This is a genomic window from Allobosea sp. FBZP-16 (genome assembly GCF_002831785.1).
GTDB lineage: Bacteria > Pseudomonadota > Alphaproteobacteria > Rhizobiales > Beijerinckiaceae > Allobosea > Allobosea lupini.
This window is the reverse complement of the sequence record NZ_LNCQ01000022.1, coordinates 427,673-446,868: the sequence shown is the minus strand read 5'-3', so window position 1 is coordinate 446,868 and position 19,196 is coordinate 427,673. Positions and strand designations below refer to the sequence as shown.

The 19,196-nt window shown below is 66.6% G+C and carries 19 protein-coding genes; 2 read left to right on the top strand and 17 right to left on the bottom strand.

Going from position 1 to position 19,196, the window contains the following annotated elements; genetic code table 11:
• Positions 1 to 89: 89 nt before the first annotated feature.
• The 5 genes from ntrX to dusB all read right to left on the bottom strand — a co-directional run bounded on the left by ntrX (position 90) and on the right by dusB (position 7,626).
• Positions 90 to 1,457: a nitrogen assimilation response regulator NtrX gene (gene ntrX / locus CXY91_RS08370; RefSeq protein ID WP_091829035.1), complete on the bottom strand. Its 1,368-nt coding sequence runs from the start codon at positions 1,455 to 1,457 to the stop codon at positions 90 to 92.
• Complete coding sequence (locus CXY91_RS08365) at positions 1,454 to 3,730, bottom strand: sensor histidine kinase NtrY-like (RefSeq protein ID WP_248307401.1); 2,277 nt, start codon at positions 3,728 to 3,730, stop codon at positions 1,454 to 1,456. The genes ntrX and CXY91_RS08365 overlap by 4 nt, the downstream gene beginning before the upstream one ends.
• Before the next feature lie 232 nt (positions 3,731 to 3,962).
• Entirely contained in the window at positions 3,963 to 5,417 is a 1,455-nt protein-coding gene (gene ntrC, locus CXY91_RS08360) for a nitrogen regulation protein NR(I) (protein ID WP_100960310.1), read from the bottom strand.
• 27 nt (positions 5,418 to 5,444) lie between these two features.
• Positions 5,445 to 6,497 carry a two-component system sensor histidine kinase NtrB gene (locus CXY91_RS08355; RefSeq protein WP_244543705.1) on the bottom strand — a complete coding sequence of 351 codons (1,053 nt, stop codon included), beginning with the start codon at positions 6,495 to 6,497 and terminating at the stop codon, positions 5,445 to 5,447.
• A 106-nt stretch (positions 6,498 to 6,603) separates the two neighbouring features.
• The gene (gene dusB, locus CXY91_RS08350; RefSeq protein WP_100960308.1) at positions 6,604 to 7,626 is read right to left on the bottom strand and encodes a tRNA dihydrouridine synthase DusB; all 1,023 of its coding nucleotides are present in this window, start codon (positions 7,624 to 7,626) and stop codon (positions 6,604 to 6,606) included.
• Positions 7,627 to 7,807: 181 nt separating this feature from the next.
• Between dusB and CXY91_RS08345 the strand changes: the two genes are divergently transcribed.
• A complete protein-coding gene (locus CXY91_RS08345; RefSeq protein ID WP_100960306.1) occupies positions 7,808 to 9,001 on the top strand; it encodes a bifunctional 2-C-methyl-D-erythritol 4-phosphate cytidylyltransferase/2-C-methyl-D-erythritol 2,4-cyclodiphosphate synthase in 1,194 nt (397 codons plus the stop codon).
• A gap of 4 nt (positions 9,002 to 9,005) precedes the next feature.
• Positions 9,006 to 9,503 carry a CinA family protein gene (locus CXY91_RS08340; RefSeq protein ID WP_100960304.1) on the top strand — a complete coding sequence of 166 codons (498 nt, stop codon included), beginning with the start codon at positions 9,006 to 9,008 and terminating at the stop codon, positions 9,501 to 9,503.
• Positions 9,504 to 9,513: 10 nt separating this feature from the next.
• On the opposite strand, the gene CXY91_RS08335 is transcribed toward CXY91_RS08340, so the two are convergent.
• The 12 genes from CXY91_RS08335 to CXY91_RS08280 form a co-directional block, all read right to left on the bottom strand.
• Entirely contained in the window at positions 9,514 to 11,622 is a 2,109-nt protein-coding gene (locus CXY91_RS08335) for a fused MFS/spermidine synthase (protein WP_100960302.1), read from the bottom strand.
• 49 nt (positions 11,623 to 11,671) lie between these two features.
• Positions 11,672 to 12,139 (bottom strand): type II toxin-antitoxin system RatA family toxin, encoded by a 468-nt coding sequence (locus CXY91_RS08330; protein ID WP_100960300.1) that lies wholly within the window; start codon positions 12,137 to 12,139, stop codon positions 11,672 to 11,674.
• Positions 12,140 to 12,153: 14 nt separating this feature from the next.
• Entirely contained in the window at positions 12,154 to 13,152 is a 999-nt protein-coding gene (gene lipA / locus CXY91_RS08325) for a lipoyl synthase (RefSeq protein WP_100960298.1), read from the bottom strand.
• 95 nt (positions 13,153 to 13,247) lie between these two features.
• Positions 13,248 to 13,523: a GlsB/YeaQ/YmgE family stress response membrane protein gene (locus CXY91_RS08320; RefSeq protein WP_091829055.1), complete on the bottom strand. Its 276-nt coding sequence runs from the start codon at positions 13,521 to 13,523 to the stop codon at positions 13,248 to 13,250.
• A 71-nt stretch (positions 13,524 to 13,594) separates the two neighbouring features.
• Positions 13,595 to 13,930 carry a GlsB/YeaQ/YmgE family stress response membrane protein gene (locus CXY91_RS08315; RefSeq protein ID WP_100960296.1) on the bottom strand — a complete coding sequence of 112 codons (336 nt, stop codon included), beginning with the start codon at positions 13,928 to 13,930 and terminating at the stop codon, positions 13,595 to 13,597.
• A gap of 46 nt (positions 13,931 to 13,976) precedes the next feature.
• Positions 13,977 to 14,225: a GlsB/YeaQ/YmgE family stress response membrane protein gene (locus CXY91_RS08310; protein ID WP_100960294.1), complete on the bottom strand. Its 249-nt coding sequence runs from the start codon at positions 14,223 to 14,225 to the stop codon at positions 13,977 to 13,979.
• A 62-nt stretch (positions 14,226 to 14,287) separates the two neighbouring features.
• Positions 14,288 to 15,727: a dihydrolipoyl dehydrogenase gene (gene lpdA, locus CXY91_RS08305; protein ID WP_100960292.1), complete on the bottom strand. Its 1,440-nt coding sequence runs from the start codon at positions 15,725 to 15,727 to the stop codon at positions 14,288 to 14,290.
• A gap of 2 nt (positions 15,728 to 15,729) precedes the next feature.
• A complete protein-coding gene (locus tag CXY91_RS08300; protein ID WP_100960834.1) occupies positions 15,730 to 16,173 on the bottom strand; it encodes an endonuclease domain-containing protein in 444 nt (147 codons plus the stop codon).
• Positions 16,174 to 16,274: 101 nt separating this feature from the next.
• Positions 16,275 to 16,973, bottom strand: coding sequence for an SGNH/GDSL hydrolase family protein (locus tag CXY91_RS08295; RefSeq protein WP_100960289.1), 699 nt, complete (start codon positions 16,971 to 16,973; stop codon positions 16,275 to 16,277).
• Positions 16,974 to 17,092: 119 nt separating this feature from the next.
• Positions 17,093 to 17,446, bottom strand: coding sequence for a hypothetical protein (locus CXY91_RS08290; RefSeq protein ID WP_100960287.1), 354 nt, complete (start codon positions 17,444 to 17,446; stop codon positions 17,093 to 17,095).
• Between the two features lie 5 nt (positions 17,447 to 17,451).
• A complete protein-coding gene (locus CXY91_RS08285) occupies positions 17,452 to 18,822 on the bottom strand; it encodes a pyruvate dehydrogenase complex dihydrolipoamide acetyltransferase (protein ID WP_100960285.1) in 1,371 nt (456 codons plus the stop codon).
• Positions 18,813 to 19,196: a hypothetical protein gene (locus tag CXY91_RS08280; RefSeq protein WP_091829071.1), complete on the bottom strand. Its 384-nt coding sequence runs from the start codon at positions 19,194 to 19,196 to the stop codon at positions 18,813 to 18,815. The genes CXY91_RS08285 and CXY91_RS08280 overlap by 10 nt, the downstream gene beginning before the upstream one ends.

Sequence of the window (19,196 nt, the reverse complement as noted above, 5' to 3'; positions counted from 1 at the left end):
AGATCGTGACCCGGCGAGAACGCGCAAGGGTTGCGGAACGTCAATTTCGGCCAACCGCCTTGCGTGCGGTGCAACACGACGGTTGGGTTTCAGCCCACTCCAAGCGATTTCAGCTTACGGTGCAGGGCTGAACGCTCCATGCCGATGAACTCCGCCGTGCGCGAGATGTTGCCGGAGAAACGGGCGATCTGCGCCATCAGATATTCGCGCTCGAAGATCTCGCGGGCATCGCGCAGCGGCAGGCTCATCAGCTTCTCGCCGCCCGAGCCGGAGGGCGTCGTCGGCACCATGGCGCCGACCTCGGCCGGCAGCATGTCGACGGTGATCTCCGCTGTGGGCTCGCCCTTGGTCAGGATCATCAGCCGTTCGACGTTGTTGCGCAGCTCGCGGACATTGCCCGGCCATTCATGCGATTGCAGGATCGCCATGGCGTCGCCGCCGATTCGACGCTTGGGCAGGCCGGTCGCGACCGAGATCTGGTCCATGAAGAACTCGATCAGCTCGGGAACGTCCTCGCGCCGCTCAGACAAGGCCGGGACGCGGATCGGCACCACGCCGAGCCGGTGGTACAGGTCCTCGCGCAATTGACCGTCGGCGATCAGCTTGGCGAGGTCGCGGCTGCTGGACGAGATGATCCTGACGTCGACATGGACGCGCGTCGCGCCGCCGACGCGCTGGAAGTTCTGGTCGACCAGGACGCGCAGGATGCGGTTCTGAGTCTCGCGCGGCATGTCGCCGATCTCGTCGATATAGAGCGTGCCGCCATGCGCTTCCTCGAGCGCGCCGACCCGACGCGAGCGCCCGTCGCCGCCCTCGATGCCGAACAGCTCCTCCTCCATCGTCTCGGGCGTGATCGTCGCGGCGTTGATCACCACGAAGGGGCCGGCCGAGCGGGTCGAGGCGTCGTGCAGGGTGCGCGCGGTCAGCTCCTTGCCGCAGCCCGGCTCGCCGGTGATCAGCACGCGGGCATTGGTCGGCGCGACCCGCTCCAGCGTCTGGCGCAACTGGTTGACCGCGGTCGAGCGGCCGACGATGCGGCTGGCCTGGACCGAGCGAGTCTTGAGCTCGCGCACCTCGCGCCGCAGGCGCGAGGCCTCCAGCGCCCGCTCGGCGACGAGCACGAGCCGGTCGGCCTTGAACGGCTTCTCGATGAAGTCGTAGGCGCCGCTCTTGATTGCCGAGACGGCTGTCTCGATGTTGCCGTGCCCGGAGATCATCACCACCGCTAGGTCGGGATGGCTCTCCTTGATCAGCTCCAGCACCTGCAACCCATCGAGCCGGCTGCCCTGGAGCCAGATGTCGAGGAAGACGAGATTGGGGCGCCGTGCCGCGATCGCGGCCAGCGCCTCGTCGGCGGAGCCCGCCTTGCGCGTCCGATAGCCCTCGTCCTCCAGGAGGCCGGCCACCAGTTCGCGAATATCGACCTCGTCGTCGACGACGAGAATGTCAGCACTCATGCCTTCGTCCCGTTTACCTGTCGTGCGGCGGAATTCGCCGGGTGATTGCGTGCTTCTGGCCTGTCTTCGTCGGCCGGCGGCGGTCCGGTCTCGATGAACCAGAGCCTGATCCGGGCACCGCGGGCGCCGTCGGGGCGGTCAAGCAACTCAATGCCGCCGCCATGATCCTCGAGGATCTTGCCGACGATGGCGAGGCCGAGCCCGGTACCGCCGTCGCGGGTGGTCATGTAGGGCTCGAGCAGCTTCTGGCGCTGGTCGGCCGGCAAGCCCTTGCCGTTGTCGAGGATGTCGATGACGATCCGCCCGTCCTGTGTCCGTTCGAAACTGATCTCGATGCGGCCCTTGCCGCGCTCCTCGGCTGGCACCGCCTGGATCGCCTCGGTCGCGTTCTTGATGACGTTGGTCAGGGCTTGCGAGATCAGGCGCCGGTCGAAATGGGCCAGGACCGGCGCCTCCGGCAGGTTGTCGGTGATGTCGATCTCGGGATTGCCGACCCGCATCAGGAAGGTGACCTGCCTTGCCGTCTCGATGATGTCGTCCCGTGCCGGCGAGGGCTTGGGCATGCGGGCGAAGGATGAGAACTCGTCGACCATGCGGCGAATGTCTTCGACCTGGCGCACGATCGTCGCCGTGCACTGGTCGAAGATCTCCTTGTCGTCGACGATGACGCGGCCGAACTTGCGCCGGATGCGCTCGGCCGAGAGCTGGATCGGCGTCAGCGGGTTCTTGATCTCATGGGCGATGCGGCGGGCGACGTCGGCCCAGGCGGCTGTGCGCTGCGCCGAGACGAGATCGGTAATGTCGTCGAGCGTCACGACCAGCCCGGCACCAGCCCCCTCGCCTTCGCGCGTCGCGCGGATGTTGAGCATGCGCTCGCGGCCGCCACGGGTGATCGCTGCCTGGCTGGAGCTCAGGCGCTGGCGATTGCTCAGTGCCTCGGAGACGAAGCCGGCGATCTCGGGAACGACGCGCGCGACGGGTTCGCCGAGCAGCCGGCCGCCGGAGCCGAGCAGGGTCTCGGCCGAGCGGTTGCTGAGGGTGATGTGCCCGTCCTCGTCGATGCCGAGCACGCCCGAAGAGACGCCGGAGAGTACCGTCTCGGTGAAGCGCCTTCGTCGGTCGATCACTTCGCTTGCCGTGACCAGCCCGTCGCGCTGGCGGCGCAGTTCGGCGGTCATCTTGTTGAAGGTTTCGCCGAGATGGGCGAGATCCCCCTCCGCTCGTCGTATCGGCACCTGGACGTAGAAATTGCCGCTGGAGACTTGGTCGGTCGCATGGATCATCCGCCGGATCGGGGCGACGAGGCCATTGGCGAAATTGAGGCCGAGCCAGATCGCCGAGAGCAGCAGGATCACCGAGATCAGTACGTACATAGAGGCAAAGGCAACCTGTACGCCCTTCCGCCGCGCGTCGATGCCGAGATATTCGACCACGGCGCCGCGGGCGACGGCCGGGAACTCGACAGCGAGCGGATCGACCTCGCGGGCGACATAAAGGAAGGCGCCGTCATAGCTCGGCAGCTTCATCAGCGCGCCGAAGACCCGCCCCTCCGACGGCAATACGCAGATCGGCTCCGGCGAGCTCTGCGCATCTTCGAATGCGTCGGCATTGGGTTTGTGAGGGTCGCGCAGCACGTCGATATTGGCGCGGACGACGACGGTGTCCGGCGGCTTCATGATCCAGACCACCGGCAGGCCGAGCGCCGTGGCCCGCGCCGTCAGAAAGGTCTCGAACCAGCGCCGATCAGCGTCGTAGGCGGTTTTCGCCCGCCCGAGATCGTCGGCGAGCAACCTGATCTCGCGGCCGAGCGAACGGCATTGGCCGGTCGTGTAGGCGTCGGCGACCTCGACGGATTTGAAGATCACGTCGCGCATCCGGTCGGAGAACCAGGGTTCGAGACCGCGCTCCAGCGTCGCGGTCGCGATGATCGCGACGAGAATCGCCGGCAGGGCGGCGACGATGCTGAACAGGCTGACGATCCGCACATGCAGGCCGGCAGCGGCCACGCCCTTGCGCCTGGCGCGGATCAGAACCGCCGCCTCGAAGGCGACGATGATCAGCAGGAGCAGGATCAGCAGGCCGTTGATGATGAAGACGCCGACCACAACCTCGTGGACGGGTGCGACCGGCGTCGCGCCAGAGAGCACGAGGAAGGTGGTGAGCGCCGAGACCAGCGCGAACCCGACGACGAGCGCGCCGAGCCAGCCCGAGACCCGGCGTGGCGGGTCGTCGGTCCGGGGCGTCATGCGCATGTCGCCGGTCGAAGTGGTCAAGACGGAATCGGAGCTCCATTGCAGCGGCGGTCCGTCATCGGAACTACCGCACAGCGCACTGATGCGCCGCCGCAACGGTGTTGTCAAAATATGACAGATGCAAGGCAGCCACAGTGACGGGGCAAACCTGATCCGATCAGGTCGATTCAACCTGCTCGGTATATCCGGCTCTCAACTTAAGGCGACGCCATTTTATCGATCAGCTAGCGGAGCAAGCTGATCGGAGCGGGCTCTAGCGCGGCGAGCGTACCACCTGCATGTCGAGCTCGCGGATCTTCTTGCGAAGAGTGTTGCGATTGAGTCCTAGCAGCTCCGCGGCGCGAATTTGGTTGCCGCGCGTTGCCGCCAGGGCGGCGGCGATCAGGGGCGGCTCGATCTCACGCAGGATGCGGTGATAGAGGCCGGGCGGCGGGATCTGGTCGCCGAAACCGCCGAAATACTGGCCGAGATGGCGCTCCACCGAGCCGGACAGGGTCTCTGCACGCTCCGGGGCGCTGCTGCTGCTCCCGGCTTGCATCGGAGCACCGGTCGCCGGCTGCAGCTCGGCTTCGACGATCGGCGCCGTGATCGTCTCCTGCGGATAGAGCGCGGCCAGACGCCGCACCAGATTCTCCAGCTCGCGGACATTGCCGGGCCAGCGATAGCGCCGCAGCACGTCCATCGCTTCCGAATCGATCTGCTTGCGGGGCAGTCCCTCCTTCTCGACCATCGCGAAGAAATGGCGGACGAGATCCGGAATGTCCTCGACGCGCTCGCGCAGCGGCGGCAGGCGGATCGGCACGACATTGAGGCGGAAGAACAGGTCCTCGCGGAACAGTCCGTGCGCGATCGAGATGCGCAGGTCCTTGTTGGTCGCGGCAACAATGCGGACGTTGGTCTTGATCGGGGTGCGGCCGCCGACGGTGGTGTATTCGCCTTGCTGAAGCACGCGCAGCAGGCGCGTCTGCGCCTCCATCGGCATGTCGCCGATCTCGTCGAGGAAGAGCGTGCCGCCCTCGGCCTGCTCGAAGCGGCCGGAGGAGCGGGTCAAAGCGCCGGTGAAGGCGCCCTTCTCGTGGCCGAACAGCTCCGATTCGATCAGGTCCTTAGGGATCGCCGCCATGTTTATCGCGACGAAGGGGCCATTGCGACGCTTGCCGTAGTCGTGCAGGGCGCGGGCGACCAGCTCCTTGCCGGTGCCCGATTCACCGTTGATCATCACGGTGAGATCGATCGGCATCAGCCGCGCCAACGCGCGGTAGACGTCCTGCATGGCCGGCGAGCGGCCGACCAGCGGGATGTCCTCCGGCTCGGCAGCATGGTTGCGCGGGGCATCGCCGCGCGGCCGCGACAGGGCCCGCCCGACGATGGCGACGAGCTCCTTCAGGTCGAAGGGCTTGGGCAGGTATTCGTAGGCGCCGCGCTCGGAAGCCTTGATCGCGGTCATGAAGGTGTTCTGCGCGCTCATCACGATGATCGGCAGCTCGGGCCGAACCCGCTTGATACGCGGCAGAAGGTCGAAGGCGTTGCCGTCCGGCATCACCACGTCGGTGATGATGAGATCGCCGAGGCCCTGCGCCGCCCAGGTCCAGAGCGTCGCCGCCTGGCCGGTGGTGCGGACTTCGTAGCCGGCGCGGGCGAGCGCCTGGTTGAGGACGGTGCGGATCGCGGCGTCGTCGTCGGCGATGAGAATGTTACCCGTCGGCATGCGCTTTTCCGTGTCCTACTCATCTTTTCACCCGGCCTGAGACGGTTTGGCCTCGTGCAGGGGCAACCGAATGCGGAATGTCGTGCGTCGCGGCACGGATTCGCATTCGACGATTCCGCCGTGATCGCCGATCACCTTGGCGACGAGTGCAAGTCCAAGGCCACTTCCCTGCGCCTTGGTGGTAACGAAGGGATCGAACAGGAGCTGGTGCAGTTCGGGCGGCACGCCAGGCCCATTGTCGCGCACACCGATCTCGAGCGGCAGAGCGAGCCGGGCACCGGAGCCCGGCGCCTGCATGCGGATGCCCGGGCGATAGGCTGTGGTCAGCGTGATCTCGCCGTCGATAGCGTCCTGGCCGATCGCCTCGGCCGCGTTCTTGACCAGGTTGAGCAGCACCTGGACGAGTTGGTCGCGATTGCCGGCGACCGGAGGGAGCGACGGATCGTAGGCCTCGCTGAAGCGGATGTGGCGGGCGAAGCCCGACTGCGCCAACCGCTTCACATGGTCGAGCACGTCATGGACGTTGACCGGCCCGCGCTCGCTCGGGCGCTCGTCGCCGAACAATTCGACGCGCTCGACCAGCTTCACGATCCGATCGGCCTCATCGCAGATCAACTGCGTCAGCAGGCGATCCTCGTCGCCGACCGAAGCCTCGAGCAACTGCGCCGCACCGCGGATCCCGGAGAGCGGGTTCTTGATCTCATGCGCAAGCATTGCGCCGAGCGCCGTGATCGAGCGGGCTGCCCCTCTATGCGTCAATTGCCTGTCCATTTTTTCGGCAATTGTTCGTTCTTGCAGCAGAAGCACCACGGCATCGGGCTGGCTGGGCAGCAATGAGGCAAAGACGTCGACGATCCGGTCAAGGCCGAGCCGGGGCGAAGCGAGCTCGAGCCGATACTCGCTGACGCTGGCGCCGCGCCGCTGCACCTCTTCGACCAGTCCCAGGACCGGCGAGCCGAAGGCGACGAGGTCATCGAGGCGCTGGCGCTTCAGGACAAGTGCGCTGGCCTGGAAGAAATCTTCGGCAGCGGTGTTGGCGTAAAGAATGCCATGCCGCTCCCCGATCACCAGCACGGGCATGGGCAGGACGTTCAGGGCCTGGATTTCGAGCAGGTCGGACAATGGATCGTGCAGCCCCTCCACACCGTCGTTGAACATCGCCATCGTCATATGCGGACTTTCGTGATCAGGCGGCGGCGCCGAGGCGGTCGCTTGAGAACAATTGCCCGAGCGCAGCGATCGCCCGCGCGGGTTCAGTGGTGGTGAGCAGCTCGCGGCGGGCGCCCTCGTCGGGCTCCAGCCCGCTGGCGAGCGCTTCGTCGGCATAGGCGGCCAGATGCTTGCGCGCATGACGGACGCCTGATTCGCGTCCCATCAGCGACAGCAGGTCCTCATAATGCTCGCGGGCGATGTCGTGCTTGGCGGCGAGCGAAATCTCCAGCGGGACGCGGCCGGAGAGTTCGGCGCCGATCGCGCCGGGCAGCCAGGGGCGGCCCATCGCGGCGCGGCCGACCATGACATAGTCGGCGCCAGATCGTTCCAGGCAGCACCGCGCCTGCGACAGCGTCGCGATGTCGCCATTGGCGACGAGCGGAAACGTGCCTGCGGCGCGCACCGGGCGGATCGCGGCCCAATCGGCCTGCCCTTTGTAGAATTGCTGGCGCGTGCGGCCATGAACGGTGATCGCAGCTGCGCCGGCAACGACGGCCCGGCGCGCCAGCTCCGGCGCGTTGCGGCTGGCATCGTCCCAGCCGAGCCGCATCTTGACCGTGACCGGCACCTTCACCGCCGCGACGACGGCCTCGACCAGGCCGACGGCATGGTCGAGATCGCGCATCAGCGCCGAGCCGGCCCAGCCGCCGACGACGCGCTTGGCCGGGCAGCCCATATTGATGTCGACGATATCCGCGCCCGAGGCCTCGGCGACCTGCGCGGCTTCGGCAAGCCAGCGCGCCTCGCAACCGGCAAGCTGGACGACATGCGGCGTGACGCCGGCGCCCTCGGCCCGCAGCCTTGCCTCTTCGCTGCCGCGGACGAGCTCGTCCGATGCGACCATCTCAGACACTACGAGCCCGGCGCCGAAGCGCGCGGCGATCCGGCGCATGGCCAGATCGGTCACGCCCGACATTGGCGCGAGGAAGGCGCGCGAGACCGGCAGCAGCCCGCCGATCGACACTTTGCGCTCGCCCGAATTTGAGGCAGTTTCCATTCTGCCGATTTATTGGACAAATGGTGCGGCGCGCAAGAGAATTTCACGCGATGTTGCAATGCAATATCGACATGCGCGGAAATTCATCCTCCTCGCCTCTTGCTTCAGCGTGCTGATGGCTTGGCGCGAGGCCCTTGCCGTCCTATCAGCGAAGCCCCGTGATCCGGACCCAAGAGGATCGATGACACCGGCCGTCGCAGCCCTGATCGTTGCCGCCGGGCGCGGCCTGCGCGCCGGAGCTGGTTCTCCCAAGCAGTACCGGCAGCTGGGTGGCGTGCCGGTCCTGTGCCGCACGCTCGCGCCCTTCCTGGCGGAAAGCCGCCTCGGCACGGTGCTGGTGGTGACCGGGGCCGGTGACAACGACCGCTATGACGACGCGATCAGCCGGCTTCCGCAGAGCGCCCGCACTCGGCTGCTCGCGCCGATCGAAGGTGGCGAGACCCGCCAGGATTCGGTTCGCGCGGGGCTGGAGGCGCTCGCGGCGTCGGGATTCACCGGCACCATTCTCGTGCACGATGCGGCGCGGCCTTTCGTGTCGCCAGCGCTGATCGAGCGGGCCTTGGCGGCCGGTGCCGAGAGTGTCGCCGCCATTCCGGCACTCGCGGTCACCGACACCGTCAAGCGCGTCGATGCCACCGGCCAGATCGAAGAGACCCTGCCGCGCGAGCAGCTCGTGTCGGTGCAGACACCGCAAGCCTTCGCCTTCCAGCCGCTGCTGGCCGCGCACCGAGCCGCCCATGCCGCTGGAGCCGCCGGCTTCACCGACGATTCCGCCATCATGGAATGGGCCGGCCACCGGGTAGCGACCTTCGCCGGAGATTCGATGAACCTGAAGCTGACTTATCCCGGCGATTTCGAACTGGCCGAGCAGCGCCTCGCCCGCCCGCTCGTCACCCGCATCGGCACCGGCTATGACGTCCACGCCTTCACCGAGGGCGACCATGTCTGGCTCGGCGGCATCCGCATCCCGCATAGCCGCGGTGTCACTGCCCATTCCGACGGCGACGTCGCCCTGCATGCGCTCACCGATGCCGTGCTGGGCGCCTTGGCCGATGGCGACATCGGCAGCCATTTCCCGCCGAGCGATCCGCAATGGCGCGGCGCCTCCTCTGATCGCTTCCTCGCCTTCGCCGCAAACCGTGTCCGGCAGCGCGGCGGGCAGATCGATCATCTCGACCTGACCATCGTCTGCGAGGGACCGAAGGTCGGCCCGCATCGCGATGCCATCCGTGCCCGCATCGCCGAGATCGCCGGCCTGCGCCTCGACCAAGTCGGCACCAAGGCGACGACCTCGGAGCGTCTTGGTTTCACCGGGCGCGGGGAAGGCCTGGCCGCGCTCGCCACCGCCACCATCCGCCTGCCGGAACCGGAGTGAGACCATGTTCGATCTCGATATCCGCTCGCTTGCCGCCGAACTGCTGAACATCTCGCGGGAGCGGGGCATCACCGTCGCGACGATCGAATCCTGCACGGGCGGGCTGGTTGCAGGCGCCCTGACAGCGATCTCCGGCTCGTCCAGTATGGTGCTCGGCGGCCTCGTGACCTATTCCAACGAAGCGAAGACGGTTCTGGCTGGCGTCCCGGCCGAATTGATCCGCCAGCATGGCGCGGTCAGCGAGCCAGTCGCGCGCGCCATGGCGGAAGGCGGCCGCGAGCGGCTGTCATCGCGGCTCGCCGTCTCCGTCACGGGTATCGCCGGCCCTGATGGCGGCAGCGAAGCGAAGCCGGTCGGGCTGGTGCACTTCGCCTGCACCAACGGGGCACGGACGCTGCATCGCGAGAAGCGCTTCGGCGCGAAGGGACGCGACGAGATCAGGCGCCTCAGCGTGCTGGAGGCGCTCGACCTGCTGCGCGAGGCCGCGCTGACGATCGAATAGGCGGCTGCTCCTATTTCGGCGAAAGCTGCCGCCAGATTGCGCCGACGATGTCGGCATAGTCGTCGCTCCAGGGACGGGTCGTTCCCGGGCCAACCTGCTGCTTCCATGTTATCACCGCTGGGCCGGGATCGACGCCCGGTCGCGTGACCACTGCGACGCTCGGAGCGGTTTTCATGGCTTGCAGATCGGCTTCGGTCCGAACCGGGCTGTTGATCCAGGTCGTCAGCCCCTGCCCTGCCGCCGTCGCCCTGACCACGGATTGAAGCTCCATGTTCCGGTTGGAGATGTGCAGGAGCACGGCTCCATCCGGCTTGAGCTTGCGCATATAGAGCGCCAGGGCCTCGCTGGTGAGCAGATGGACCGGGATCGCGTCGGACGAGAACGCATCGACGACGATCAGGTCGAGCGAGCCGTTGCTGGCGTCGCCGAGCGTCAGCCGCGCATCGCCGATGACGAAGGTCGGCTTGGGTGCACAGGCGCTGAAGAAGCTGAAGCGGGCCGGATCGGTCGCGATCCCGATCACCGCCGGGTCGATCTCGTAGAAGTGCCAATCCTCGCCGGTGCGGGCCTGGCAGGCGAGCGAGCCCGTCCCGACGCCGATCGCGGCGACGGCCCCAAGGGTGCCTCCCCTCGCCTGGCGAACGGAGTCGATGCCATCGGCAATGCCACCGCCGGTGAAGTAATAGGTCAACGGCTCCGGGCGCCCGGACACCGGCGTACCGTCATCCTGACGCAGGCGTTGCGCACCATGGATCGTGCTGCCGTGACTGAGTACGCGGAAGCGGCCCGCCTGCATCTCGCTGATCCGGTGCACGCCGAAGAAGGAGCGAACCATGTCCGTCCGGGTGGTTTCACGGACGATGAGCGCCGTCATTGCGACAACGGCCAGGCAAGCGAGCGCGGCACCTTGCCGCCGCGACGGCCGGACGGAGGTGAAACCCGGGCGGCAGAGCATGCCTGCCACGACCAGAAGCGGATACTCGGCCACGGAATTGAACAGCAATGGCGCCAGCAAGGCGGCGAACACGCCGCCCAGCACACCGCCGAACGACATCCAGAGGTAGAAGCTCGTCAGCTCCGCCGCTGACGGCCGCAGCCGCGCCAGCTCGCCATGCGCGACCATCGCCGTGACGGACAGAATGGAGAGATGGAGGACGAGTTCGCTGCCCCAGCCCAGGCGCAGGTTGAACACCATCGAGGCCATGTAGCAGAGGACGAGCAGCAGCTGCACGTTCAGCATCCAGCCATGGCGCAGCAGCGGCTTACGCTGGAAGACGATGACGAAGGTCAGCAGGAAGAGTGCGAGCGGGGCGACCCAAAGCAGCGGGCCGGCCGCAACATCGGTCGAAATATGCGCCGTTACGGCGACCAGCAGGCCAGACGGCACGAAGGCAAGGAAGAGCCAATGCAACTTGCGGCCGGCAGGGATCGGCTCGGCCATGAGCGGGGCAGTATCGCGTGTGCCCGCCACCGACCCGACGCACAATCCGGCGCAAGCCGTGATGCCGGCGAGTAGCAGACCGAAACCCCAGGCCCAGGCCGAAGCCTGTGTCGCCAGTCTGAGGGCGGGTTCGACCGCGAACGGATAGGCGAGCAAAGCGAGGAAGCTGCCGATGTTGGAGGCAGCATAGAGGAAGTAAGGATCGCGGGCATGGGCATGGCCCGTCCGGGCGAACCAGGCCTGCAGCAACGGGCCGTTTGCGGAGACAGCAAAGAAGGGCAACCCGACCGAGGCGGCGAAGAGCAGCAGGAGCCAGGCGAATTCGCCTTGTTGCGGCGGGCGCTCAAAGCCCGCGGCGATGCCGATCGGCAGCGAGGTCGCTACGACCACGATCATCAGGGCGATGTGGATCAGCGCGGCGCGCCGCACGCTGAAGCGGCTGACAAGCCAGTGCGCATAAGCGTAGCCCGCGAGCAGAATCGCCTGGAAGAAGACCATCGCCGTCGACCAGACTGCCGGTGAGCCGCCGAGCTTCGGCAGCACCATCTTGGCGAACATCGGCTGGATGCCGAAGAGCAGGAAGGCGGAGAGAAAGATTGTACCGATATAGACCGGCAGCATCGCGCTCATTCGGCGCGCGCCGACATCGACGTCCGCCTGCACAACTGGAGCTTCCATGTCTTCCCCCGCCGAAACGAGGGGAACAATGGTGCAAGCCCCCTTAAAACTAGGTGAGCGCCGCCGGGCTGCTGCCATAGATCGCGTCGGCACGCCTCTCGAACGCCTCGGCGAATTTGCGGAAGGCCTTGTCGAACATCGCGCCCATCAGCAGGCCGAGCATGCGGCTGGCGAATTCGTAGGAGATGAAGAAGCCGATCTCGCTGCCCGTATCGAGCGGCTTGAAGCTCCAGCGGTTCTCGAGATAGCGGAACGGCCCGTCGACATATTCCACCACGATCTTGAGATTGCCGGGGTCGAGCGTGACGCGACTGGTGAAGGTCTCGCGGATCGCCTTGTAGCCGACCGTCATGTCGGCGAGCAGCACCTCCCCGCCGCCCTCGCGCGGCGTGCGCCGGCGGACCGTCAGCCCCTCGCAGAGCGGCAGGAACTGCGGGTATTTCTCGACATCCGCCACAAGCGCGAACATCTCTCCGGGCGAATGCTTCACCCGGCGGGTGCTGTTGAACATCGGCATGTGACTTGGGCCGATCAGCTGCCGAGCTTGGCCGCGCGCGCCGCACGCAGCTTGGCGAAATCCTCGCCGGCGTGGTGCGAAGAGCGCGTGAGCGGCGTCGACGACACCATCAGGAAGCCCTTCACATAGGCGATGGTCTCGAAGCTCTTGAATTCGTCCGGCGTGACGAAGCGCACGACCTCATGGTGCTTGCGCGACGGCGCCAGGTATTGGCCGATGGTGATGAAATCGACCTCGGCCGAGCGCAGATCGTCCATCAACTGCAAGACCTCGTTCCGCTCCTCGCCGAGGCCGACCATGATGCCGGACTTGGTGAAGATGGTCGGGTCGAGCTCCTTGACCTGCTGCAGCAGGCGCAGCGAATGGAAATAGCGGGCACCGGGGCGCACTTTGAGGTACTTGCCGGGCACCGTCTCGAGATTGTGGTTGAAGACGTCGGGCTTGGCCGCGACGACGATCTCGAGCGCGCCGGGCTTGCGCAGGAAGTCCGGCGTCAGGATCTCGATCGTCGTGCCGGGCGAAGCTTCGCGGATGGCGCAGATGACGCCGGCGAAATGCTCGGCGCCGCCATCCTGGAGATCGTCGCGGTCGACCGAGGTGATCACGACATGTTCCAGGCCGAGCTTGGCGACGGCGTCGGCGACCTTGCGCGGCTCGTCATGATCGAGCGCTTCGGGCACGCCGGTCTTGACGTTGCAGAAGGCACAGGCGCGCGTGCAGGTGTCGCCCATGATCATGAAGGTGGCGTGCTTCTTCTCCCAGCACTCGCCGATATTGGGGCAGCCCGCCTCCTCGCAGACGGTGACGAGCTTTTCGGCCTTCACAATCTTCTGGGTTTCGGCCCATTTCGGCGAGCCCGGGGCCTTCACGCGAATCCAGTCCGGCTTGCGCAGGATCGGGTTCTCCGGCCGCTTCTGCTTTTCCGGATGGCGCAGCTCCGGCTTCACCTCGGATTTCGGGTTGCCGGCGTTGGGGCGCGGATCGCGGTTGAGGAGGTCGAGCACGACGGCCATGGACGGGTCCGTTACTGGCGCCGCGCAGCAGGGCGCGGCCACTCCCGTCTAGCTAATGCCGAAGTGCCTCGCGAGCAACCCGCGCGCCATGGGACTCAGTTGCGCACCGCGCGCCAGACCACGATCAGCAGGCAGGCGCCGGCGATCGCAGCGACGAGCGTGCGCCAGAAGCCGAAGATCGGGATCTCCAGCAGTTCGGCAATACGGCTACCGACGAAGGAGCCGGCGACGCCGACAATCATGTTGGTGAAGAGGCCGTGATCCGACGAGGTGACGCGCTCGGCGATCCAGCCGGCGATGACGCCGATCAGCAGCGTCATGAAGAAGCCATAGCCCGGCGTGCCGAGCGCGGCATAGATCTGGTCGTTCATGGCAATCCCCCTGCCCTCAAGTCCGGCCAGCCGGCCGCAGTCTGCAACGCGCCACCCCCGCGCCGGTTCCGTCAGGCAATGAAGCGGGCCAGCAGCACCACCAGGATCGCGCCGATCACCGCCATCGCCATCGAATCGAGGAAGCGGTAGCCGGTGCTCGCGCGCCAGCCGGTGACGCGGACGATGCCCTGCCCGACCAGCATGCCGAGCAGGCCGACCACGGCATGGCGCAGGAAGCCGCCACCGCCGACGACCAGGCTGGCGATGAAGCCCGCGCCGGTACCGAACGCCACTGGAGGCAGAAGCCGGCGCCAGTCGAGCGCGAGCTTCGTGCCGGGCGGCAGGATCTCGATCTTGTCGTCCGGAACGATCCGATCGGGTTTGGCGGATTTGTGGGCGCGCGTCATCGGCCGGATATGGCCTCGGCCGCGCGCGAATTCCAGCGCCGGGAGATCAGGCGATCAACCGGGCCAAAAAGACCACCACGATCGCGCCGATCGTCGCGGTGACGATCTGCGAGACCAGCGGATTGCCGATGCCGAGGCTGATGCCGAGGAACTGCAGCAGGAAGCTGCCGACGAAGGCGCCGATCAAGCCGGTGATGATGTAACGGATCAGGCCGCCGCCGCCCATGACGATGCTGGCGAGCCAGCCGGCGACGGCGCCGATGGCGATGGCGACGAGAACGGCACGAAGGTCCATGGCGATCCTCCCGAAACAATGACGGGAGGATCGCCGAGCTTATGTGAAGCGGATGTGAACGCTCAGGCGTTCAGCACCTTGCCGTAGGCGTCGAGCACCGCCTCCTTCATCGTTTCCGACAGGGTCGGATGCGGGAAGATGGTGTGCATCAGCTCTTCCTCGGTGGTCTCGAGGTTCATCGCGACGACAAAGCCCTGGATCAGCTCGGTGACCTCCGCGCCGACCATGTGGGCGCCGAGCAGCTTGCCGGTCTTGGCGTCGAAGATCGTCTTGACCATGCCGCTATCCTCGCCCAGCGCCACAGCCTTGCCGTTGGCGACGAAGTTGAAGCGGCCGACCTTGAGCTGGTGCCCGGCGTCCTTGGCCTTGGCCTCGGTCAGGCCGACGCTGGCGATCTGCGGGTGGCAATAGGTGCAGCCCGGGATCATCGCCTTGTCCATCGGGTGCGGGTGCAGGCCCTTGATCGCCTCGACGCAGATCACCGCCTCGTGCTCGGCCTTGTGCGCCAGCATCGGCGGACCGGCGACGTCGCCGATCGCATAGATGCCCTTCACATTGGTGCGGCAGAGCCCGTCGATCGCGATCACGCCGCGATCGAGCTTCACGCCGAGCGCCTCCAGGCCGAGATTCTCGACATTGGCGACGACGCCGACGGCCGAGATCATCCGCTCGGCAGTAATCGTCTGCTTGTTGCCCTTATCGTCCTCGACATGGGCGGTAACCGAGTTCGCGCCCTTCTCGACCTTGGTGACCTTGGTCGAGGTCAGGATCTTCATGCCCTGCTTCTCGAAGGCTTTGCGGGCGAAGGCACCGATCTCGCCATCCTCGACCGGGACGACCTGCGGCATCACCTCGACGACCGTCACCTCGGCTCCGAGCGTGCGGTAGAACGAGGCGAACTCGATGCCGATCGCGCCCGAGCCCATCACCACCAGCGATTTCGGCATGGTCGGCGGCACCAGCGCCTCGAAATAGGTCCAGATCAGCTTGCCGTCCGGCTCCAGCCCGGGCAGCACGCGCGGGCGGGCGCCGGTCGCGACGATGATGTGGTCGGCGGTATAGGTGCCCTCGCCCTTGGCGCCCTTCGGCACTGGCCCCTGCGGCTGCATCGCCGGCTTCTTGGTCGGCGCGACCACGATGGTGTTGGCCTTGGTGAGCTTGGCCTCGCCCCAGATCACGTCGACCTTGTTCTTCTTCATCAGGAACTGGACGCCGTTGTTCATCCGGACCGCGATGCCGCGCGAGCGCTTCACCACCGCCTCCAGATCGGCCTTGAACGAGCCCTCCAGGGTCAGCCCGTAGTCCTTGGCGTGCTGGCCGTAGTGCAGGATCTCGGCCGAGCGCAGCAGCGCCTTGGTCGGGATGCAGCCCCAGTTCGAGCAGATGCCGGCGAGGTGCTCGCGTTCGACGATGGCGGTCTTGAAGCCGAGTTGCGCCGCGCGGATCGCCGCGACATAGCCGCCGGGGCCGGAGCCGATGATGATGATGTCGTAGTCAGCCATGGCTAGCGCTCCTCCCCTCCCCCTTGTGGGGAGGGGCTGGGGGTGGGGGTGGTATGACCGGGTTCGGGGCTATTCGTCAGGGCGGCAAAGATCGTGTCGACCACCATATCGGCGTCGATCATCACTTGGCGGTTCGTGAAGCGCAGGAAGCGGAATCCTTGGGTTTCAAGCCAGGCGGAACGCTTTGCGTCATAGCGAACCGCCGTATCAGATCCGTGCTGGTCGCCGTCCACCTCGATAATGAGACGGGCGCTGAAGCAGACGAAATCGACAACATAAGATCCAAGCGCGGCCTGCCGGCGAAAATGCCGGCCTTCTTGCGGCAAGCGCTTGCGAAGAAGCATCCAGAGGCGCTTCTCGGGTTCTGTTTGGCTACGCCGTAGCGTCGCAGCGTTTCGCTTAGCTGCCTCGCCAGCGACGCGATCCTTGGCTTGCACCCACGGCATAATGCCCCCCACCACGGACCAGCGCTGCAGGACGACCCCCACCCCTGCCCCTCCCCACAGGGGGGAGGGGTTAGCGCATGCGCAAACAACCTGTCGCGCCATCATCCCACGCGCCCAGTAATCCGCAGCGCCGGCCCGCGCGCCGGCAGCGGCAGGCCGAGCAGGCCGTCGACCACGGGGGCAAGCGCCAGCCCGATCGCGCGGGTGTTGTCGGCGTCGAGATGGATGCCGTCCGCGCCGGTCACCGTCGCGACCGCAGCCGCGTCGAAGAAGCTGACGCCGATCTCGTCGGCGATGCGGCGATAATAGCTCGCCAGCAGCGCCATCTTCTCGGGCGCGCCCTCCATGAAGAAATTGGCCTCATGCTCGGGGTCATCCGGCATGCGCACCACCGGCGGCGCGACGATCAGCACCTCCGGTACCGGCATGCCGGGCTCGACGGGTGGGCGCTGCGCCACCTGCGCCAGCATCCGCATCGAGCGGGCGACGTCGTAGGGCGCCAGCGAGTGCTGGCGCTGGCAGTCATTGGTGCCGAGCATCAGGATGACGAGATCGAGCGGCGCATGGCACTCGATGAAGAGTGGCAGGAGCGAGATGCCGGAGCGATAGGGGCGTAAGGGGTCTTCGACCGCGATCCGCCGGCCGTTGAGCCCCTCCTCGATCACCGTGGCATAGCCGCCGAGCGCCTTCTCGAGCACGCGCGGCCAGCGCACATCGTCGCCATGCCGCTCCGGCCGGTTTGCGATCCGGCCCCAGGTCAGGGAATCGCCGAAAGCGAGGATGCGGGCCTGGCGGGTCATCGTGATGTTCCCGAAAAGGTGCCGCAGCCGTTGCAGGGCTCGCCGACGGACGCCCTCTGCAAGCTGCACCACCCTGCTCGCTGAACTGCTCTCGCAAATCCACGCATGACGTGCCGCCCTTATGTGACCGCTTTAGCGACGTTACGACCAAGATACATCAGGCCGACTAGGACATAAGGCACGCTGTCGCGAAGGCTTACTCTCAGCCACCACAGCAACGCATACGCGCAGGCCGCCATGACGAAGTAAATCACCGGCGCGATCTCGGGAACACCCCAGCTTCTAGAGAACGAATCCGAAACTGCCAGCCACACAACGAATCCTAAACCTAGCTTGCCCCCGAGGACAAAGGCCCAGGCAATACCGGGCCCCCCGCCCAACACGACCGCCTCCGCCGCCACCCAGACGGCAACCGCCGCGATCAGGAACAGCAGCGCCGACAATCCATGCCTTTTCTTGCCGGCCGCGTTCACTCGGCTCACACCAGCATCGCCATCGGCTTCTCGATATAGCCTTTGAAGGCCTGGAGCAGCTCGGCGCCGAGCGCGCCGTCCACGGCGCGGTGGTCGGTCGAGAGCGTCACCGACATCACCGTCGCGACGGCCGGCTGGCCGCCCTTGACAATGACCCGCTGCTCGCCGGCGCCGACTGCCAGGATCGTCGCATGCGGCGGATTCACCACCGCGGCGAAGTCCTTGACGCCGAACATGCCGAGGTTCGAGACCGCCGTGGTGCCGCCCTGATACTCCTCGGGCTTCAGCTTGCGCGCTTTCGCCCGTGCCGCCATGTCCTTCATCTCGTTGGAGATCTGGCTCAGCGTCTTGTGGCAGGCGTCGCGGATGATCGGAGTGATCAGCCCGCCCGGGATCGAGACGGCGACGCCGACATCGGCATGCTTGTGCTTGAGCATGGCACCATCGGTCCAGGAGACGTTGGCGTCCGGCACGGCCTTGAGCGCCAGCGCCAGCGCCTTGATCACCATGTCGTTGACCGAGAGCTTGTAGGCCGGCTTGCCGTCCTTCTCCGGCGCTGCGGCATTGAGCTCGGCCCGCAGCTTGAGCAGCGCGTCGAGCTCGCAATCCAGCGTGACGTAGAAATGCGGGATGGTCTGTTTGGCCTCGGTCAGGCGGCGCGCGATCGTCTTGCGCATGCCGTCATGCGGGATCTCCTCATAGGAGCCCGGCGCGAACAGCTTCTTGGTCTGCTCGTCCGAGGGGCCGGTCGCGAGCGGCGCGGCGGCGGGCTTTGGCGCGGCAGGAGCGCCTGCCGGGGCAGCAGCCGGCGCGGTCTTGGCCGCCCCGCCCTGCTTGGCGGCCTCGATGTCCTTCTCGACGATACGGCCATGCGGACCCGAGCCCTGGACCTTGCCAAGGTCGATGCCGGCCTCCTTGGCGAGGCGGCGTGCCAGCGGCGAGGCGAAGGGCCGATCACCCGAGACCGATTTGCCACCGGTGTTCAAGCCGGATTCCGCGGTGACCTGCGGTGTCGATTCGTGCTTGGCTTCCGCTTTCGGTGCAGCCGCCTCGGCCTTTGCCGGCTCCTGCTTGGGAGCTTCTGCTTTCGGAGCATCGGCCTTGGCGGGCGCCGAGACGCTCTTGGCATCCTCGCCTTCGCCGGCGATCACGCCGATCACCTCGTTGACGGCGACGTCGGCCGTGCCTTCGGGCACCACGATCTTGGCGAGGACGCCCTCGTCGACCGCCTCGACCTCCATGGTCGCCTTGTCGGTCTCGATCTCGGCGATGATGTCGCCGGACTTGATGGCGTCACCTTCCTTCTTCAGCCACTTGGCGAGATTGCCCTTCTCCATCGTCGGAGAGAGCGCGGGCATCAGGATGTTCACGGGCATGGCTGGAGGCTCGCTTTTTCCAATGCGATGAACAGCATGCGGCGGATGACGCCCATGCCGAAACTGACGGAGACAAGAACGAAGGCGATATAGTCGAGATGCTCCAGCGCCGTGCCGGCCAGCGTCTTGCCGGCCATAAGTTCGGGCGCGAAAGCCTGGACGCTTTCCGGAATCAGCGTCAGCACGCCGGCGGCGGCGAGCACGAAGGCGAATATGTCGACACGGTGCAGATAGAGCCGCGTCGTAGCGAGGTCCCTCGGTGTCAGCGGGCGCGGCGCCAGCCGTTTGCGGGGCTGGACATAGGCATAGCTCGCCAGCCCCCCGATCGCCGCGAGGCCGACCGAAACCAGCATGGCTCCGATCGTCACCTGCAT

Bases quoted from the DNA above. Each gene is read 5' to 3' on its own strand.
- ntrX (WP_091829035.1), bottom strand. From the start codon at position 1,457: ATGAGTGCTGACATTCTCGTCGTCGACGACGAGGTCGATATTCGCGAA.
- ntrC (WP_100960310.1), bottom strand. From the start codon at position 5,417: ATGCCGACGGGTAACATTCTCATCGCCGACGACGACGCCGCGATCCGC.
- CXY91_RS08355 (WP_244543705.1), bottom strand. From the start codon at position 6,497: ATGCCCGTGCTGGTGATCGGGGAGCGGCATGGCATTCTTTACGCCAAC.
- dusB (WP_100960308.1), bottom strand. From the start codon at position 7,626: ATGGAAACTGCCTCAAATTCGGGCGAGCGCAAAGTGTCGATCGGCGGG.
- CXY91_RS08345 (WP_100960306.1), top strand. From the start codon at position 7,808: ATGACACCGGCCGTCGCAGCCCTGATCGTTGCCGCCGGGCGCGGCCTG.
- CXY91_RS08340 (WP_100960304.1), top strand. From the start codon at position 9,006: ATGTTCGATCTCGATATCCGCTCGCTTGCCGCCGAACTGCTGAACATC.
- CXY91_RS08335 (WP_100960302.1), bottom strand. From the start codon at position 11,622: ATGGAAGCTCCAGTTGTGCAGGCGGACGTCGATGTCGGCGCGCGCCGA.
- CXY91_RS08330 (WP_100960300.1), bottom strand. From the start codon at position 12,139: ATGCCGATGTTCAACAGCACCCGCCGGGTGAAGCATTCGCCCGGAGAG.
- lipA (WP_100960298.1), bottom strand. From the start codon at position 13,152: ATGGCCGTCGTGCTCGACCTCCTCAACCGCGATCCGCGCCCCAACGCC.
- CXY91_RS08320 (WP_091829055.1), bottom strand. From the start codon at position 13,523: ATGAACGACCAGATCTATGCCGCGCTCGGCACGCCGGGCTATGGCTTC.
- CXY91_RS08315 (WP_100960296.1), bottom strand. From the start codon at position 13,930: ATGACGCGCGCCCACAAATCCGCCAAACCCGATCGGATCGTTCCGGAC.
- CXY91_RS08310 (WP_100960294.1), bottom strand. From the start codon at position 14,225: ATGGACCTTCGTGCCGTTCTCGTCGCCATCGCCATCGGCGCCGTCGCC.
- lpdA (WP_100960292.1), bottom strand. From the start codon at position 15,727: ATGGCTGACTACGACATCATCATCATCGGCTCCGGCCCCGGCGGCTAT.
- CXY91_RS08300 (WP_100960834.1), bottom strand. From the start codon at position 16,173: ATGCCGTGGGTGCAAGCCAAGGATCGCGTCGCTGGCGAGGCAGCTAAG.
- CXY91_RS08295 (WP_100960289.1), bottom strand. From the start codon at position 16,973: ATGACCCGCCAGGCCCGCATCCTCGCTTTCGGCGATTCCCTGACCTGG.
- CXY91_RS08285 (WP_100960285.1), bottom strand. From the start codon at position 18,822: ATGCCCGTGAACATCCTGATGCCCGCGCTCTCTCCGACGATGGAGAAG.
- CXY91_RS08280 (WP_091829071.1), bottom strand. From the start codon at position 19,196: ATGCAGGTGACGATCGGAGCCATGCTGGTTTCGGTCGGCCTCGCGGCG.